Origin of the sequence: Kosakonia sp. S57 (assembly GCF_016516575.1) — a bacterium.
Classification (GTDB): domain Bacteria; phylum Pseudomonadota; class Gammaproteobacteria; order Enterobacterales; family Enterobacteriaceae; genus Kosakonia; species Kosakonia cowanii.
The window spans coordinates 60575-77816 of record NZ_JACVUL010000024.1 but is presented as its reverse complement, the minus strand read 5'-3'; the positions used below and the strand labels follow the sequence as shown (position 1 = coordinate 77816).

The following is a 17242-nucleotide window of genomic DNA, read 5'->3' as shown; positions in this document are numbered from 1 at the left end:
GCGGTAAAGTTGATGGCGGTACAGCCGTACCGCCATTCAGGGTTTAACGCTGGTTAGCCAGGCGCTGGCGAATGGTCTCAAAGTGCTCGGTGTCGTACAGCTTGCCGTCAAGGAAACGGGTTTTCAGCTCCCCGCCCTGCTCCTGCTCCCAGCTTTGCTCATCGTGCAGTTGCAGTTCGCCCTGCGCATCGCGCTCAACCCGTAACAGACCGCGCGCTGAGCGTTTCAGGCCGTTATCCGTTTTCGGCTCTTTAAAGATCATCCGGCCTTCGCCATTCACCGCGCCCCAGGTCGCCTTCATCGCAAAGCCGAAGGTGTCACGGGTGTTGTACTGGTAGGTAAAAGAGCCGACGCCGAAGACCACGTTGGAGCTGGCGAAACCTTTGGCTTCCAGCCGCGCGAGAATTTGATTGGCGCGCGCCAGCGTAATTGAGTCGCCATAAATCAGGCCGACATGCGGATCCAGCACCTTGTAACCCTTCTCGTTAACGGTGCCGCCGAAAATCTCCCACAGCACTTCAACGGAACCTTTCTCCTCCGGGCTGCGATCGGCGCGCGTATCGTCATCTGCGCCGGTGCCGCAAAGGATCTCAACCGGGTCGCCGCTGTCCGGGCGGAAAACGACGCGTCCTTCTCGTCCCAGAATCAGCGATTTCAGCTCGCGGGTATACTCAGTGATCACACGCCAGTAATCCCAGGTATCGGAGACGATAGAGACAAAGCCCTGCGGATAGATATCGGCAATCAGGCGGCGGAAGGTCTCAATTTCGTGCTCATGCTCGCCCATACACATCACGCTGTGCTCGGTCGCCGGAATGCTTGCGCCGATAAAGTACTCCTCGCCCCCGGTGTAGAAATCGCGGGCATAGAGCAGCGAAGGGATGCTGTCGGTGCCTTTAAAGCTCAGCAGGTGACCCGCGCCTGCCTGCGCGGTATCGTGCAGACCCGCCATGCCGCGGAATGAGAAGTCGTGGCACTGGAAATCCAGGTGCGAGAGGTCGCTACAGGTTTTCGCTGCCCACTGCTCACAAATTTTGCGGTAGTGGTGCGCGATGGTGGCGTTGGTCGAGGCTTTCCACAACTCGGCGGAGAGCACCGTTTCCAGATAGTTGACCAGCCAGAAGAACTCCTCGCGGGTGTTGGTGATGGTCAGCACCGGCACCTTCATCGGCACTTTGCTCCCCTCATCCAGCGATTTGATGTGCAGCGGCAGGTAGCCTAAACGGTGCAGGTCACGGATATGATCGACCGCCACGCTATCCTTACCGAGGTAGCTATCCATCACCTCTTTGTACTCATTCACCACCTCCTCTTCCGGGCGGGCAAAGAAGGCGTCGTTGAAGAGATCGACCATAAACCATTTCAGGAAACCCTGCAGGCCGAAGAAGACCAGCTTGCCGTCGGCAACCGGAGACTGGAAAAAGCGGTCGCTGCGCGGCGTGAAGTTGGAGTAAACCTTTGTTGTGCCCTGCGGATACTGCACGCGGTGCGACACTTTATAGCCGTCGATGGCGAGAATCGGATTCAGTTTCATGGTGTGTTCCCCTTAAGCGCGAAATAACGTGGCGATGTCGATCAATTCAACGCCCGGTGAAGCCAGCGTCGGCGAAGTAAACGAAGTGGTGGTGTAGATAGCGTCAATTCCGTTATTGAGCAGGTTTTCAACGCCTTTCGAGAAGATACCGTGCGTAACATACAAGCTGACGCTGCGCGCACCTGCTTCACGCAGAACCTGCGCCGAGCCGATAAAGGTGCCGCCCGCATCGCAGAGATCGTCGACAATCAGCAGATCTTTCCCCGCCACCTCACCGGCCACCAGCGCAAAGCCGGTCAGATTACCGCTGGCAACATCGCGCTCTTTCGTAAGAATGGCGTAATTTTTCGCGCCGGTGGCTTTCACCACATTGTGAATTTTTTTCAGCGCGCCCGCGTCCGGAGCCACCAGCATCAGTTCGCCCTGCGCAATGGCGCGGCGCAGCGTCTCGCTCTGCAGCAGGCAGGTTTCCTGAGGAATGGCGACGCAGTTGTTAATCGCGGCTGCGGCGGCATCGCTATGGGGATCGAGAATAAAGACTTTATCGAAGTTCAGGGTGTTGAGCTGGTTGGCAAAGACTTTCAGCGCGAAGCTGTCGCCCGCCACCATATGGCGATCCTGACGTGCCCACGGCAGCCAGGCGAGCTGCAGATGGCTAACCGCAACATCAGTAACGTGGCGTACCGCGTCTACCAGCTGCGCCAGCAGCATAAAATCATTCATATCGCGCATGGCGGCGACACGGATGCGCATCAGCTGGGCGAAAGCAGGCAGTTCGCCCGTCACTTTCAGCCACACTGCACCATCGGGAAATACGCCGTTTTCGATTTCAACGTTTTGATTATCGATAAAGAGTTCGATTCTGCTCGCCATCATTCACCTCACCTGCATTAGTTAATGTCCCTTGGACACATTTAATATTGTCCATAAGACACTATTAAGCAAGCCCCTGTCTGGATTATTTTTATACTGAATATATAAGACACTGAAAATACATAAAATAAAAGTTCGCTTGCCGCACCAGGGTAGGCTGATAAACTTGCTGCGTGTGAAATGAGGTGAGTCAGTGATGATCAGCGAAGCAGAATATCTGGATTCTTACGATCCGAGTCGTTTTCCCTCGCCGCTGGTGACGGTCGATAGCGTGCTGTTTAGCCTGCATCAGCAGACGCTCTGTGTGTTGTTGGTCGAGCGCGCCAGCCAGCCGCAACAAGGGCGCTGGGGATTGCCCGGTGGCTTTATTGATATGGCGCAGGATAGCTCCACCCGGGCCACGGCGCTGCGCAAGCTGACGGAAAAAACCGGCGTCTCGCCATCGTGGCTTGAACAGCTGGATACCTTCTCCGGCCCGGAGCGCGATCCGCGCGGCTGGAGTTTGACCGTTGCCTGGTATGCGCTTATTTCGTGGGTCGCCTGCGCGCCGCATATCACAAGCGTCAGCGATGCCAAATGGGTGCCGGTGGCCGAACTTAATGAGCGCGAACTGGCCTTCGATCACGGCGAGATAATCCACGCTGCGCTGCGCCGCCTTCGGCAGAAAACGATGTATTCGTTACTGCCCGTTTACTGTTTGCCTGAGACCTTTACCCAGAGCCAGTTGCAGGAAGCGACGGAGATCATTCTCGGCCAGCCGATCCAGCGCAAAAGCCTGATCCGCCGTTTTGAAGCCTCCGGCATGTTTGAAGAGACCGGCGAGAGCGTGGCGACCGGCGCGCGAAAAGCGCGCTTGTGGCGACGTAAAGCGGATGTCGATATCCACCTCTTTTCGCGCAACCTGCTGGCTGATTGAAGCAAAGCTAGCTGATTTCCCGTTAAATGAGTAAACGGGGGCCTCGCGTGCGTTTATAGTTGTCCCACTTTTTATCTATTTTCTTGTGCTATGACAGACACTACACCTTCACAACTTGCGGTTTTGAAAGATGATACGCATGGCTTCCAACCGATGCGTGGCGCAAGCAACCCACATCTTCAGACCATGCTGCCGCGTCTTATTCGCCGTCGTGTCGCGTTTGAACCCTGGTGGCAGCGCCTTGAACTGCCGGACGGGGATTTTGTCGATCTCGCGTGGAGCGAAGAGCCGAACCAGGCGCGGCATAAACCGCGGCTGGTGGTGTTTCATGGCCTGGAGGGGAGCCTGCACAGCCCCTATGCGCACGGCCTGATCAATGCGGCGAAACAGCGCGGCTGGCTGGGCGTGGTGATGCATTTTCGCGGCTGTAGCGGCATTCCTAATCGCCTGAACCGCATCTATCACTCCGGCGAAACAGAGGACGGCACCTGGTTTCTCACCTGGCTGCGTCAGGAGCTTGGCGAGGCGCCGACCGCGGCGGTGGGATATTCGCTCGGCGGAAATATGCTCGGCTGCCTGCTGGCGAAAGCGGATGATGATCTGCCGGTGGATGCGGCGGTGATTGTCTCGGCCCCGCTGGTGCTGGAAGCGTGCAGTTATCATATGGATAAGGGCTTCACGCGCGTCTATCAGCGTTATTTGCTCAACCTGCTGAAGGCCAATGCCGCGCGGAAACTACGTGCTTATCCCGGCTCGCTACCGACGACCATGGAGGTGCTGCGTAAAATGCGGCGCATCCGCGATTTCGATGATGTGATCACCTCGAAAATCCACGGCTTCGACGATGCACTTGATTACTATCGCCGCTGTAGCGCCATGCCGCTGCTGCCGCAGATTCGTAAACCGACGCTTATCATTCACGCCAAGGATGATCCGTTTATGGATCATCACGTCATCCCCGATCTTGCGCAATTACCCGCTAATATTGAGTATCAACTGACGGAACATGGCGGGCACGTCGGCTTTGTCGGCGGCACGCTGCGTCGCCCGGAGATGTGGCTTGAAACGCGCATTCCGGACTGGTTATCCGCTTATCTGGGAGCATCATGATTATTCCGTGGCAAGAACTCGACGCCGGCACACTCGACAATCTGATTGAGAGCTTTGTCTTGCGCGAAGGCACCGATTATGGTGAACATGAGCGTTCGCTTGAACAAAAGGTCGCCGACGTAAAACGGCAATTGCAGCGCGGCGAGGCCGTTCTGGTGTGGTCAGAACTGCACGAAACGGTGAATATTATGCCGCGCGGGCAGTTCCACGAATAACCGGACGCCGGGCGGCCTTGATACTGAACAACAGCTTTTCTTCAGGGAGTTGCTATGTCCGCCAAACATCCGGTCATCGCCGTCACTGGCTCCAGCGGCGCGGGAACCACCACCACCAGCCTCGCCTTCCGTAAGATTTTCGCCCAGCTCAACATGCATGCGGCAGAAGTGGAAGGCGACAGCTTCCATCGTTATACCCGTCCGGAAATGGATATGGCGATCCGCAAAGCCCGCGATCTCGGGCGGCATATCAGCTATTTTGGCCCGGAAGCGAACGATTTCGGCCTGCTGGAGCAGACCTTCAGCGAGTATGGCCAGAGCGGCCAGGGCCAGGCGCGAAAATATCTCCACACTTATGATGAAGCCGTGCCGTGGAATCAGGTACCGGGAACTTTTACCCCCTGGCAGCCGCTGCCGGAGCCAACGGATGTGTTGTTCTACGAAGGGCTGCACGGCGGAGTGGTGACGCCGCAGCATGATGTGGCGCGCCACGTTGATCTGCTGGTGGGCGTGGTGCCTATCGTTAACCTGGAGTGGATCCAGAAGATGATCCGCGACACCAGCGAGCGCGGTCACTCCCGGGAAGCGGTGATGGATTCGGTGGTGCGCTCAATGGAAGATTACATCAACTACATCACGCCGCAGTTTTCCCGCACCCATCTCAACTTCCAGCGCGTTCCCACTGTCGATACCTCAAACCCCTTCGCCGCCAAAGGCATTCCTTCTCTTGATGAAAGCTTTGTCGTCATTCATTTCCGCAATCTGGAGGGGATCGATTATCCGTGGCTGCTGGCAATGTTGCAGGGATCGTTTATCTCACATATGGATACGCTGGTGGTGCCAGGCGGCAAAATGGGGCTGGCGATGGAGCTGATTATGACGCCGCTGGTGCAGCGGCTGATGGAAGGCAAAAAGATTAAATAACCCGGCGGGAAGCGCCGCCGGGCAGGCTTATCAGGCCTCGATCACCTCAAAGGAGTGGGTAATCTTGACCGCCTTTTCCAGCATCAGCGCCACGGAGCAGTACTTCTCAGCTGAGAGATCGACCGCGCGGGAGACAGCGGCCTCTTTCAGTGCTTTGCCAGTAACAATGAAGTGCAGGTTGATATGGGTAAAGTAGCGCGGCGCTTCTTCCCGGCGCTCGGAGGTCAGCTTCACTTCGCAGTCGGTCACGTCATGACGCCCTTTTTGCAGGATCGACACCACGTCGATAGCGCTGCAACCGCCAGCGGCCATTAAGACCATCTCCATCGGGCTGGGAGCTTTATCCCCGGAGTTGCCATCCATCAGGATTTGGTGGCCGGAAGCGGACTCACCAAGGAACGTTAACCCTTCAACCCATTTCACTCGTGCCTGCATGTTCATCACTCCGGTATGGCAAATTTTTTCACAGATTACGCGTACATAACAAAACGCGCAACGGAAGGCGACCTGCGTCATGCTGAAGCGAGACACCAGGAGACAGGCGCCAAAAGCTATGCTAAAACAGTCTACATGCTACAGAGAAACATTGACGTTACGAATGTACGCAAGGGATATCATACATTAGAGACCGCAGATGTCGCTGACGGTCCACTTCCCGGGATTTGGGAAGCTTTGATTGCAACCCCAGAAGCTGAATGATTCACGCCGTTTCTGGAGCCAGCTTATAACAGAGGATAATCGCGCATGGTGCTTGGCAAACCGCAAACAGACCCGACTCTCGAATGGTTCTTGTCTCATTGCCATATTCATAAGTACCCGTCGAAGAGCACGCTGATTCACCAGGGTGAAAAAGCGGAAACGCTGTATTACATCGTTAAAGGCTCAGTGGCAGTGCTCATCAAGGATGAAGAGGGTAAAGAGATGATCCTCTCTTACCTCAACCAGGGCGATTTTATTGGTGAACTGGGCCTGTTTGAAGAAGGTCAGGAGCGTAGCGCCTGGGTTCGCGCCAAGACCGCCTGTGAAGTTGCGGAGATCTCCTACAAAAAATTCCGTCAGCTTATCCAGGTGAATCCGGATATTCTGATGCGCCTCTCCTCGCAGATGGCGCGTCGCCTGCAGGTGACCTCGGAGAAAGTCGGTAACCTGGCGTTCCTCGACGTGACCGGTCGTATTGCTCAGACTCTGCTGAACCTGGCGAAACAGCCGGACGCGATGACCCACCCGGACGGTATGCAAATTAAAATTACCCGTCAGGAGATTGGTCAGATCGTCGGTTGCTCCCGCGAAACGGTTGGCCGCATTCTGAAAATGCTCGAAGATCAAAACCTGATCTCTGCCCACGGTAAAACTATCGTCGTCTACGGTACGCGTTAATCTGCAAAATGGCGCATCGCTTATGCGGTGTGCCGTTTTTGTTTTCCCATGTGGCGCAGGCTGATTTATCACCCCGAAATCAACTACGCACTGCGACAAACGCTGGTGTTATGCCTGCCTGTGGCGGTTGGGCTGCTGCTCGGCCATCTGCAACAGGGGCTTCTCTTCTCGCTGGTTCCCGCCTGCTGCAACATTGCTGGCCTCGATACCCCGCATAAACGCTTCTTCAAACGTCTGATTATCGGCGGCTCGCTATTTGCCGGCTGTAGCCTCGCGGTGCAGCTTCTGCTGGCGGAAAATCTTCCCCTGCCGGTGATCATGACAGTGTTAACCCTGCTGCTGGGGGTGACGGGCGAAATCAGCGCGCTGCATGGCCGCCTGCTGCCAGCCTCGCTGATCGCCGCTATCTTTACCCTCAGCCTCGCCGGGAACATGCCGGTGTGGGAGCCGCTGCTGATCTACACCCTCGGCACCTTGTGGTACGGGCTGTTTAACTGGTTCTGGTTCTGGCTGTGGCGCGAACAGCCGCTGCGTGAATCCCTCAGCTTGCTCTACCGGCAACTGGCGGACTATTGCGAAGCGAAATATAGCCTGTTAACCCAGCATATCGATCCGGAAACTGCACTGCCGCCGCTGCTTGACCGCCAGCAGAAAGCGGTGGATCTGATTAGCCAGTGTTACCAGCAGTTGCATATGCTGGCGGCCAATCAGAACAACGACTACAAGCGCCTGCTGCGCGTCTTTCAGGTCGCGTTGGATCTGCAGGAGCATATCTCTGTCAGCCTGCATCAGCCGGAAAAGGTGCAGAAGCTGGTCGAGCGAACCCATGCCGAACAGGTGATTCGCTGGAATGCACAAACCGTCGCGGCTCGCCTGCGCGTGCTGGCAGATGACATCCTCTATCACCGCTACCCGACCCGCTTCACCATGGAGAAGCAGGTCGGCGCACTGGAGAAAATTGCCCGTCAGCATCCTGATAATCCGGTCGGGCAGTTTTGCGCCTGGCACTTCAGCCGCATCGCCCGCGTGCTGCGCACCCAGCGCCCGCTCTACATTCGCGATTTGATGGAGGATAAGCAGGAGCGCCTGCCGCTGATCCCGGCGCTAAAAAGCTATCTGTCGCTGAAATCAACCGCCCTGCGCAATGCGGCGCGTATCAGCGTGATGCTCAGCATCGCCAGCCTGATGGGCAGCGCATTAAATCTGCCGAAACCTTACTGGATCATGATGACGGTGATGGTGGTGACGCAGAACGGTTATGGCGCGACCCGCGTACGCATTGTTAACCGTGCCGCCGGTACGCTGGCGGGACTGGTGGTGGCGGGAATGACGCTGCACTTTCATGTGCCGCTCGGGTTTACCCTCGCCGCGATGCTGATGATCACCTTGAGTAGCTATTTGATTATCCGCAAAAGTTACGGCTGGGCGACGGTCGGTTTCACGATTACAGCGGTCTATACCTTGCAAATCCTCACGCTCAACGGCGACCAGTTTATTCTCGCCCGGCTGGTCGATACGCTGATTGGCTGCCTGATTGCCTTTGGCGGGATGGTGTGGCTGTGGCCGCAGTGGCAGAGCGGCCTGCTGCGCCAGAATGCGCACGATGCGCTGGAGGCCTATCAGGATGCGATTCGCCTGATCCTTAGCAACAACCCGCAAGCGACGCCGCTGGCCTGGCAGCGTATGCAGGTTAATCAGGCGCACAACGCCCTGTTCAACTCCCTCAACCAGGCGATGCAGGAGCCCGGCTTTAACAGCCGCTACCTGAGCGATATGAAACTGTGGGTGACGCATAGCCAGTTTATTGTCGAACATATCAACGCCATGACGACGCTGGCGCGCGAGCACACCATGCTGACACCGGATCTGGCGCAGCGCTATCTTGAGTCGTGCGAAATTGCGCTGCAACGTTGTCAGCAGCGGCTGGAGTATGACGGGCCGGGGGAATCAGGCGAGGTGAATGTTATGGAGGCGCCGGAGACGCTGACCCACGGCCCAATGAGCACGCTGGAACAGCATCTGCAGCGCATTATCGGGCATCTGAGCACCATGCACACCATCTCGTCGGTGGCATGGCGTCAGCGCCCGCATCACGGCATCTGGCTACGCCGACGCCTTACGCGTTAACCACGCTTGCGACGGCCTGCGCAAAGCGCTGCATCCCTTCATCAATATCCTGCTCTTCGATAATCAGCGACGGCGCAAAACGCATCACATCCGGACCGGCATTCAGCACCATGACGCCCGCTGCGGCAGCCGCATGCAGGAAGTCGCGCGCGCGGCCTTTGTATTGCGGTTTCAGCTCGGCACCAATCAACAGGCCCATACCGCGAATATCGCTGAACAGGTCGTACTGCTCATTAATCTGCTGCAGACACTGAACAAAGTGCTGACGTTTGGCACTGACGCCATTCAGCACCTCAGGGGTGTTGATGATATCGAAAGCAGTGCCTGCCACCGCGCAGGCCAGCGGGTTGCCGCCGTAGGTGGATCCGTGGGAACCGGCGTGGAAGACGCTGGCGATTTCATGGGTCGTCAACATGGCGCTGACCGGGAAACCGCCGCCGAGGGCTTTGGCGCTGGTCAGAATATCCGGCGTCACGCCGTAGTGCATATAGGCGAACAGCTCACCGCTGCGCCCCATGCCGCACTGCACTTCATCAAACACCAGCAGCGCATTATGCGCATCGCACAGTTCACGAAGGCCTTTGAGGAACTCAGGGGTTGCGGCAGTAACCCCGCCCTCGCCCTGAATCGGCTCTACCACCACGGCGCAGGTGTGATCGTCCATCACCGCTTTAACCGCGTGCAGATCGTTAAACGGAACATGCACGATGTCGGCCGGTTTCGGGCCAAAGCCATCGGAATATTTCGGCTGCCCGCCAACGGTTACGGTAAAGAGCGAGCGCCCGTGAAAAGCGTGGTGGAAAGCGATGATTTTGGTTTTGTGCGGGCTGTGGCGCGTGGTTGCATAAAAACGCGCCAGCTTGAAGGCGGTTTCGTTGGCTTCGGTACCGGAGTTCATAAACACGACGCGCTCGGCAAAGGTGGCGTCTACCAACTTGCGCGCCAGACGCAGCGCGGGCTCGTTGGTAAAGACGTTACTCAGGTGCCAGAGCGTCTCGCCTTGGGCTTTCAGCGTTTCCACCAGTGCCGGATGGCAGTGGCCTAAGGCAGTGACCGCAATGCCGCCAGCAAAATCAACGTACTCTTTACCCTGCTGATCCCAGACGCGACTGCCCTTCCCCTTTACCGGGATAAACTCGGCCGGTGCGTAAATTGGCAGAATAACGTCATCGAAGTTTGCACGTGTCACCGCGTCTTGCTGAGTTGCCATAGGTTGCCCATCCCGTGTTATGTTTCATTCATAGTGAAAATATAATCACGAAATATGCATAAAAAATCACTAGATGGCAACCACAAATCACCGAGTAAGGAAGTTTTCCAGCAATTGATGGCCCTGCTCGCTGAGAATACTTTCCGGATGGAACTGCACGCCTTCGAGATCCCACACCTTATGGCGAATGCCCATGATCTCGCCGCTTTCACTCCAGGCAGTGACCTCGAAGCAGTCAGGTAAGGTAGGCGGATCGATGACCAAAGAGTGATAGCGCGTAACGGTTAACGGATTATTTAACCCGCTAAACACACCGCTGCCGGAGTGAGTAATGGGGGAAGTTTTGCCGTGCATCACTTTCGCCGCACGCACAATAGTGGCGCCAAATGCCTGGGCAATCGCCTGATGGCCGAGGCAAACGCCGAGGATCGGCAGCTTACCCGCATAGTGCGCAATGACTTCGAGCGAAATGCCGGACTCATCCGGTGTGCAAGGGCCTGGCGAAATAACCATTTTCTGCGGCGCTAACATCTCAATATCCGCTAGCGTCAGCTCATCGTTACGCCTCACTTCCACGTGTGCACCCAGCTCACAAAAATATTGGTAGAGGTTCCAGGTAAAGGAGTCGTAGTTGTCGATAAGCAGGATCATGTCAATTCAACCAATGGATGTGCCGCGTTTCATGCAGTTTGCGCGAAACTATACGGCACTTCGCAAAGATAAAAAACGGGTTTACGGTAGTTGAGATACGCCGGATGGCGCTCACGCTTATCCGGCCTACAACGTTTCGTAGGTCGGATAAGCGTGAGCGCCATCCGACAAAAAAGTTTACTCGCCCTCGCGCGCCTCGCTCACCACCTGGCTGAAGATTGCAGTTAACGGTTCGAGATCGCCCATCGCACCCGCCTGGTTAGCGTTGCGCCAGTCGTCGGGATCGATATCGCGCCAGTCGAGCGAGAAGCCCGCGTGCAGCGCCAGCTGTTCGAAGAAGATACGCTGCGCAATACCATTGCCCAGGCGGAACGGGTGCAGAACGTTGATTTCACAGTAGTAATGCGCAAGGCGTGCGATGAACGCCTCTTTTTCAAGCCCGACGAGCCACTCCTCATCCTCAAGCTGCTGCATCAGGGCATTGCCCTCTTTCTCGATATACTCGAAGTGGCAAAAGCGGGTATCGCCCTCGTAGATATCGACTTCGCGGATCTGCCCGGCCCAGTCGAAGACATCCTGGTAGAGGTGCCGATGAATGGCGCAAAGATGCGGCAGCCCGCGGGCAATCGGCCCCAGCTCGAGAGTTGCTGCGCGCAGCGCGGTGAAATGATACGCCTCCTTCTCCAGCCCCTTAGCATTGCGAATGCCGAGGCGATTGCGCATCACTTTCAGGCCCGGGAAAAGATACGGGTCGCGCCCGTCGCCGAATTTATCGCTCATTTTGCCTCCGCAGCTCTTCAAGACGTAAAGTCGCCTCTTCCGCATTCAGCGTAACAAGCTCGCTATCAACGCCCTCCAGCCGGCGGCTGGCCTGAAAATTGATGTTGCGCTGCTGCTCCCAGAGTCGGGATTTTTGCCTGTCGGTGAGTTTTTTCGGCATAGCGCCTCCCAGTTAAGCGATATACATACCCAAATGATGTACATGCCCAAAAAATTATAAGCAGTAATTCCGGGTTACGCAGGGAAGCGGTAAAACACGGGCCGTAAAGCCCGTGTGGAGGAAACTTATGGCAGCACTTTCGCGGAGAGGATAACAACCGGTTTTGACGGGACATTCTGATACGGGCCAACATCGTGCGTCGGCACCTGGGAGATCTTATCGGCAACGTCCATGCCTTTTACCACTTTGCCAAACACTGCGTAGCCAAAGTCACGCTGGCCATGATCCAGGAAAGCGTTATCCGCAACGTTGATAAAGAACTGGCTGGTGGCGCTGTCTTTATCCGCCGTCCGCGCCATGGCAATAGTGCCGCGCGTGTTACGCAGGCCGTTATCCGCTTCGTTCTTGATAGGCGGGTTAGGCTGCTTCTGCTGCATCTGCTCGTTAAAGCCGCCGCCCTGAACCATAAAGCCAGGAATAACGCGATGGAAAGTAGTGTTGTTATAAAAACCGTTATTCACGTAATCAAGGAAGTTTTTCACCGACACGGGGGCTTTCTGATTGTTCAGCTCCAGTTCGATATTACCGGCAGAAGTGGTGAGCAGAACATGCGGGTCGCCTTTTGCGGCCAGCGCAGCAGGGGAGATAGCAGAAAGGGCGAGCAGAGCCGCCATAGCCGCCAGAGTCGATTTAACCATAAGGTTTCCTTAACGAAGTGCAGTAACGAAAGCGAGTGGCTTGATTCTAAAGAGCACTCAGCCAGCAGGCCAGCCTTTTACTTAATTTTACGTATTTGGTAACAGATGTAACGCCAGACCGCCAAATTCGTGCGTCTTAACGGCCTGGCACGCCGCTACGCTTGCGGCATCCGGTTAAAATGCACCTCTTCGCACCCCTGCTCCATCCGCACCCAACTCTGCGCCGGTTGTGTGCTGGCAATGATGCGTCCGTGACGAATTGACCAGCGTACCGGGGACTGGCAGCGCACCGCCTCAAAGCCGTTTTCAACAGGCAGAATAACCATATTGGCAGGCAAGCCTGGCGCAATGCCGTACTCTTTCAATCCCAGCGTTTTGGCGCTGTTGTGGGTAATGAGTTGCAGACCCTGTTCAATCTGCGAATAGCCCATCAGCTGACATACGTGCAGACCCATATGCAGCACCTGCAACATATTGCCAGTGCCGAGCGGATACCAGGGATCGAACACATCATCGTGACCAAAGCAGACATTCATCCCCGCCGCCATCAACTCTTTCACCCGCGTAACGCCCCGCCGTTTCGGGTAGTCATCGAACCGCCCCTGCAGGTGAATATTGACCAGCGGGTTGGCCACGAAATTGATGCCGGAACGTTGCAGCAGGCGGAAAAGACGGGATGTATACGCGCCATTGTAGGAGTGCATGGCGGTGGTGTGGCTGGCGGTGACGCGCGAACCCATCTCCATTTCAAGTGCCAGAGCAGCGACGGTTTCGACAAAGCGCGACTGCTCATCGTCAATCTCATCGCAGTGGATATCCAGCGGGCGCTCATACTCACGCGCCAGATCGAAAGCAATATTGAGTGATTCAATGCCATATTCACGCGTGTACTCAAAATGCGGAATGGCACCGACCACATCGGCACCAAGCTGAAGCGCTTTTTCTAACAGCGCCGCACCGTTCGGGTAGGAGAGAATGCCCTCCTGTGGAAAGGCGACAATTTGTAGATCGATCCACGGCGCGACCTCCTCTTTGACCTCCAGCATCGCTTTCAGCGCCGTTAACAGCGGATCGGAAACATCAACGTGGGTGCGCACATGCTGCACACCGTTGGCCATTTGCCATTTCAGCGTCTGCCAGGCGCGCTTTTTCACATCCTGATGGCAGAGCTGCGCTTTACGTTCGGCCCAGCACTCTATCCCTTCGAACAGCGTACCGGACTCGTTCCAGCGGGGATCGCCAGCCGTTTGCGTGGTGTCCAGGTGAATATGCGGTTCGACGAACGGCGGCAGCGCTAAACCGCCACCGGCATCAAGCACATCAAGTGTCTCGCTCTGGGCGTCGCCCATCGGCGTAATCTCGCCAAATCGCCCATTCTCAATGGCGATTTGCCACACTCCTTCGCGATCGGGTAAGTGCACATTCTGCACTAACCATAGTGGTGTTGCTGACATCGCATTACCTCCTCTTTCTCCCTCAGATATGTCGTAGCTAACCTCGTGCTAAAAAACGTCACTTTCAGTATAGAAATTCCTCAACATATAAATATGAATGATATCCAATACTTATAAAAACCATGAAAAATCAGCAATATACTCATTAGGGAGTAGGCTAAGGTGTAATTGATATACATCAATAACCGTGCAAGCTGAATCGTTAAGGTAGGAGGTAGTAAAAAAGAAATCGAGGCAAAAATGAGCAAAGTCAAACTCGCTATCATCGGTAACGGCATGGTCGGCCACCGCTTTATCGAGGACCTTCTCGACAAAGCCGACGCCAGCCAGTTCGACATTACCGTATTCTGTGAAGAGCCGCGTAAAGCCTACGACCGCGTCCACCTGTCATCCTACTTTTCCCACCATACAGCCGAAGAGCTGTCGCTGGTACGCGAAGGCTTCTACGAAAAACATGGCGTCAAAGCGCTGGTCGGCGAACGCGCCATCACCATCAACCGCCAGGAAAAAGTGATCCACTCCAGCGCGGGCCGCACGGTCTATTACGATAAGCTGATCATGGCCACCGGTTCCTACCCGTGGATCCCGCCGATCAAAGGGTCTGAAACCCAGGACTGTTTTGTTTACCGCACTATTGAAGATTTGAATGCCATTGAGTCATGCGCGCGTCGTAGCCGCCGTGGCGCGGTGGTTGGCGGCGGCCTGCTGGGTCTGGAAGCCGCAGGCGCGCTGAAAAACTTAGGCGTCGAAACCCACGTTATTGAATTCGCCCCAATGCTGATGGCGGAACAACTCGATCAGATGGGCGGCGAGCAGTTAAGACGTAAAATCGAAAGCATGGGCGTGCGCGTGCACACCAGCAAAAACACCAAAGAGATCGTGCAGGAGGGCGTTGAGGCGCGTAAAACCATGCGCTTCGCCGACGGCAGCGAGCTGGAAGTGGACTTTATTGTCTTCTCCACCGGCATCCGTCCACGCGACAAGCTGGCAACCCAGTGCGGGCTTGAAGTTGCCCCGCGCGGCGGCATCATGATCAACGACTGCTGCCAGACCTCCGATCCCAATATTTATGCCATCGGCGAGTGCGCCAGCTGGAACAATCGCGTTTATGGTCTGGTCGCGCCAGGCTACAAAATGGCGCAGGTGACGGTTGACCATATTCTCGGCATGCAAAACGCCTTTGAAGGCGCAGATCTTAGCGCCAAGCTGAAACTGCTCGGCGTGGACGTTGGCGGTATCGGCGATGCACACGGCCGCACAGCGGGCGCGCGCAGCTATGTCTACCTCGACGAGAGCAAAGAAGTTTATAAACGCCTGATTGTCAGCCCGGATAACAAAACCCTGCTTGGTGCCGTGCTGGTGGGCGACACCAGCGATTACGGCAACCTGCTGCAACTGGTGCTCAATGCCATCGAACTGCCGGAAAACCCTGACGCGCTGATCTTGCCGGCACATGCCAGCGGTGGTAAACCCTCAATCGGCGTCGATAAGCTGCCGGACAGCGCGCAAATCTGCTCCTGCTTCGACGTCACCAAAGGCGACCTGATTAGCGCCATCAACAAAGGTTGCCACACCGTAGCCGCACTGAAAGCGGAAACCAAAGCCGGAACCGGCTGCGGCGGCTGTGTTCCGCTGGTTACGCAGGTGCTGAACGCCGAGCTGGCGAAACAGGGTATCGAAATCACCAATAACCTGTGTGAACACTTCGCCTACTCCCGCCAGGAGCTGTTCCACCTCATCCAGGTGGAAGGGATTAAAACCTTTGACGACCTGCTGGCGAAATACGGTACCGGCTACGGCTGCGAAGTGTGTAAACCGACCGTTGGCTCGCTACTCGCCTCCTGCTGGAACGAGTACATCCTGAAACCGCAGCACACGCCGCTGCAGGATACCAACGACAACTTCCTCGCCAATATCCAGAAAGATGGCACCTACTCCGTTATCCCGCGCTCTGCGGGCGGTGAAATCACCCCGGAAGGGCTGATGGAAGTGGGCCGCATCGCGCGGGAGTTCAATCTCTATACCAAAATCACCGGCTCACAGCGTATCGGCCTGTTCGGCGCGCAAAAAGACGATCTGCCGGAGATCTGGCGTCAGTTAATCAATGCCGGGTTCGAAACCGGTCACGCATACGCCAAAGCGCTGCGTATGGCGAAAACCTGCGTCGGCTCGACCTGGTGCCGCTATGGCGTTGGCGATAGCGTCGGTTTCGGCGTCGAGCTGGAAAACCGTTACAAAGGTATCCGTACCCCGCACAAAATGAAGTTCGGCGTCTCCGGCTGTACCCGTGAATGTGCGGAAGCGCAGGGGAAAGACGTGGGGATCATCGCCACGGAAAAAGGCTGGAATCTCTATGTGTGCGGTAACGGCGGTATGAAACCGCGCCATGCGGATCTGCTGGCGGCGGACCTCGATCGCGAGACCCTGCTGCGTTACCTCGACCGCTTTATGATGTTCTACATTCGCACCGCCGACAAATTGACCCGCACCGCCTCCTGGCTTGAGGGGATGGAAGGCGGCATCAACTATCTGCGCAGCGTCATCATCGACGACAAACTGGGCTTTGATGCACAGCTGGAAGCGGAGATGACCCGCCTGCGTGAAGCGGTGATTTGCGAGTGGACGGAAACCGTCAACAACCCGGCGGCGCAAACGCGCTTCAAACACTTTATCAACAGCGATCGCCGCGACCCGAACGTGCAGGTGGTTCCGGAGCGCGCTCAGCATCGCCCGGCGACACCCTATGAACGTATTCCGGTGATGTTAGTGGAGGAGAACGCATGAGCCAGTGGAACAGCGTCTGCAATATTGATGAGATCGTCCCGGCAACCGGCGTCTGCGCGCTGGTCAATGGCGAGCAGGTAGCGATTTTCCGCCCACGCCACGACGACCAGGTTTACGCTATCAGCAATATTGATCCCTTTTTCCAGTCGAGCGTGCTCTCTCGCGGCATTATCGCCGAACATCAGGGCGAACTGTGGGTTGCCAGTCCGTTAAAAAAACAGCGCTTCCGTCTGCGCGATGGCCTCTGCATGGAAGATGAAAGCCGTTCAGTTGCCCATTTTGAAGCACGAGTGAAGGATGGTGAGGTGCAGATCAAAGCATAATCCCCTGCCCTCTCAACGGCCGTAGCGACAGCTTGCTGTTATGCTACGGCTCATGCTCAGCGCCCGCGGTTCTCGCCGCGCGGCGCCCGCTTCAGCCTATAACTAC

At 56.3% G+C, this 17242-nt stretch carries 17 protein-coding genes; 8 read left to right on the top strand and 9 right to left on the bottom strand.

The annotated features are described in order from the left end of the window. Window positions 1-43: 43 nt before the first annotated feature. Together IAE48_RS20125 and prs are read right to left on the bottom strand one after the other, a co-directional pair. Window positions 44-1534 (bottom strand): nicotinate phosphoribosyltransferase, encoded by a 1491-nt coding sequence (locus IAE48_RS20125; protein ID WP_023482005.1) that lies wholly within the window; start codon window positions 1532-1534, stop codon window positions 44-46. A 12-nt stretch (window positions 1535-1546) separates the two neighbouring features. Beyond that, a complete protein-coding gene (gene prs / locus IAE48_RS20120) occupies window positions 1547-2407 on the bottom strand; it encodes a ribose-phosphate diphosphokinase (RefSeq protein ID WP_200135394.1) in 861 nt (286 codons plus the stop codon). Between the two features lie 196 nt (window positions 2408-2603). Here prs and IAE48_RS20115 point away from each other — a divergent pair, with 196 nt between their 5' ends. The 4 genes from IAE48_RS20115 (at window position 2604) to IAE48_RS20100 (ending at window position 5572) form a co-directional block, all read left to right on the top strand. Further along, entirely contained in the window at window positions 2604-3323 is a 720-nt protein-coding gene (locus IAE48_RS20115; protein WP_200135388.1) for an NUDIX domain-containing protein, read from the top strand. Between the two features lie 90 nt (window positions 3324-3413). Next, the gene (locus IAE48_RS20110) at window positions 3414-4433 is read left to right on the top strand and encodes a hydrolase (protein ID WP_200135387.1); all 1020 of its coding nucleotides are present in this window, start codon (window positions 3414-3416) and stop codon (window positions 4431-4433) included. Beyond that, window positions 4430-4648: a YheU family protein gene (locus tag IAE48_RS20105; RefSeq protein ID WP_200135386.1), complete on the top strand. Its 219-nt coding sequence runs from the start codon at window positions 4430-4432 to the stop codon at window positions 4646-4648. The genes IAE48_RS20110 and IAE48_RS20105 overlap by 4 nt, the downstream gene beginning before the upstream one ends. Before the next feature lie 54 nt (window positions 4649-4702). Continuing rightward, entirely contained in the window at window positions 4703-5572 is an 870-nt protein-coding gene (locus tag IAE48_RS20100) for a phosphoribulokinase (RefSeq protein WP_023482098.1), read from the top strand. Window positions 5573-5602: 30 nt separating this feature from the next. Here the strand turns inward: IAE48_RS20100 and IAE48_RS20095 are convergent, their stop codons facing one another. Further along, the gene (locus tag IAE48_RS20095; RefSeq protein ID WP_023482049.1) at window positions 5603-6007 is read right to left on the bottom strand and encodes an OsmC family protein; all 405 of its coding nucleotides are present in this window, start codon (window positions 6005-6007) and stop codon (window positions 5603-5605) included. Window positions 6008-6316: 309 nt separating this feature from the next. Here IAE48_RS20095 and crp point away from each other — a divergent pair, with 309 nt between their 5' ends. Together crp and IAE48_RS20085 are read left to right on the top strand one after the other, a co-directional pair. Then, window positions 6317-6949, top strand: coding sequence for a cAMP-activated global transcriptional regulator CRP (gene crp, locus IAE48_RS20090; protein ID WP_000242758.1), 633 nt, complete (start codon window positions 6317-6319; stop codon window positions 6947-6949). A gap of 48 nt (window positions 6950-6997) precedes the next feature. Continuing rightward, on the top strand, window positions 6998-9076 hold the full coding sequence (locus tag IAE48_RS20085) for a YccS/YhfK family putative transporter (RefSeq protein ID WP_200135385.1): 2079 nt from the start codon (window positions 6998-7000) through the stop codon (window positions 9074-9076). Here IAE48_RS20085 and IAE48_RS20080 read toward each other — a convergent pair. The 6 genes from IAE48_RS20080 to IAE48_RS20055 form a co-directional block, all read right to left on the bottom strand. Continuing rightward, window positions 9066-10286: an aspartate aminotransferase family protein gene (locus IAE48_RS20080; RefSeq protein ID WP_094422347.1), complete on the bottom strand. Its 1221-nt coding sequence runs from the start codon at window positions 10284-10286 to the stop codon at window positions 9066-9068. The two genes, IAE48_RS20085 and IAE48_RS20080, sit on opposite strands and share 11 nt — an antisense overlap. An 87-nt stretch (window positions 10287-10373) precedes the next feature. Next, entirely contained in the window at window positions 10374-10937 is a 564-nt protein-coding gene (gene pabA, locus IAE48_RS20075; protein ID WP_200135384.1) for an aminodeoxychorismate synthase component 2, read from the bottom strand. A 177-nt stretch (window positions 10938-11114) separates the two neighbouring features. After that, the gene (locus IAE48_RS20070) at window positions 11115-11717 is read right to left on the bottom strand and encodes a putative adenosine monophosphate-protein transferase Fic (protein ID WP_200135383.1); all 603 of its coding nucleotides are present in this window, start codon (window positions 11715-11717) and stop codon (window positions 11115-11117) included. Continuing rightward, complete coding sequence (locus IAE48_RS20065; protein ID WP_023482040.1) at window positions 11707-11877, bottom strand: YhfG family protein; 171 nt, start codon at window positions 11875-11877, stop codon at window positions 11707-11709. The genes IAE48_RS20070 and IAE48_RS20065 overlap by 11 nt, the downstream gene beginning before the upstream one ends. 125 nt (window positions 11878-12002) lie before the next feature. Beyond that, window positions 12003-12575 (bottom strand): peptidylprolyl isomerase A, encoded by a 573-nt coding sequence (ppiA, locus tag IAE48_RS20060; protein WP_042717446.1) that lies wholly within the window; start codon window positions 12573-12575, stop codon window positions 12003-12005. 155 nt (window positions 12576-12730) lie between these two features. Continuing rightward, complete coding sequence (locus tag IAE48_RS20055) at window positions 12731-14029, bottom strand: cytosine deaminase (RefSeq protein WP_128481992.1); 1299 nt, start codon at window positions 14027-14029, stop codon at window positions 12731-12733. A gap of 240 nt (window positions 14030-14269) precedes the next feature. Between IAE48_RS20055 and nirB the strand changes: the two genes are divergently transcribed. Both nirB and nirD read left to right on the top strand, forming a co-directional pair. Further along, window positions 14270-16813 carry a nitrite reductase large subunit NirB gene (gene nirB / locus IAE48_RS20050; RefSeq protein ID WP_200135382.1) on the top strand — a complete coding sequence of 848 codons (2544 nt, stop codon included), beginning with the start codon at window positions 14270-14272 and terminating at the stop codon, window positions 16811-16813. Further along, window positions 16810-17136, top strand: a complete 327-nt coding sequence (nirD, locus tag IAE48_RS20045; RefSeq protein ID WP_054804348.1) for a nitrite reductase small subunit NirD — start codon at window positions 16810-16812, stop codon at window positions 17134-17136. Before nirB ends, nirD begins: the two co-directional genes overlap by 4 nt. The last annotated feature ends 106 nt before the right edge of the window (window positions 17137-17242 follow it).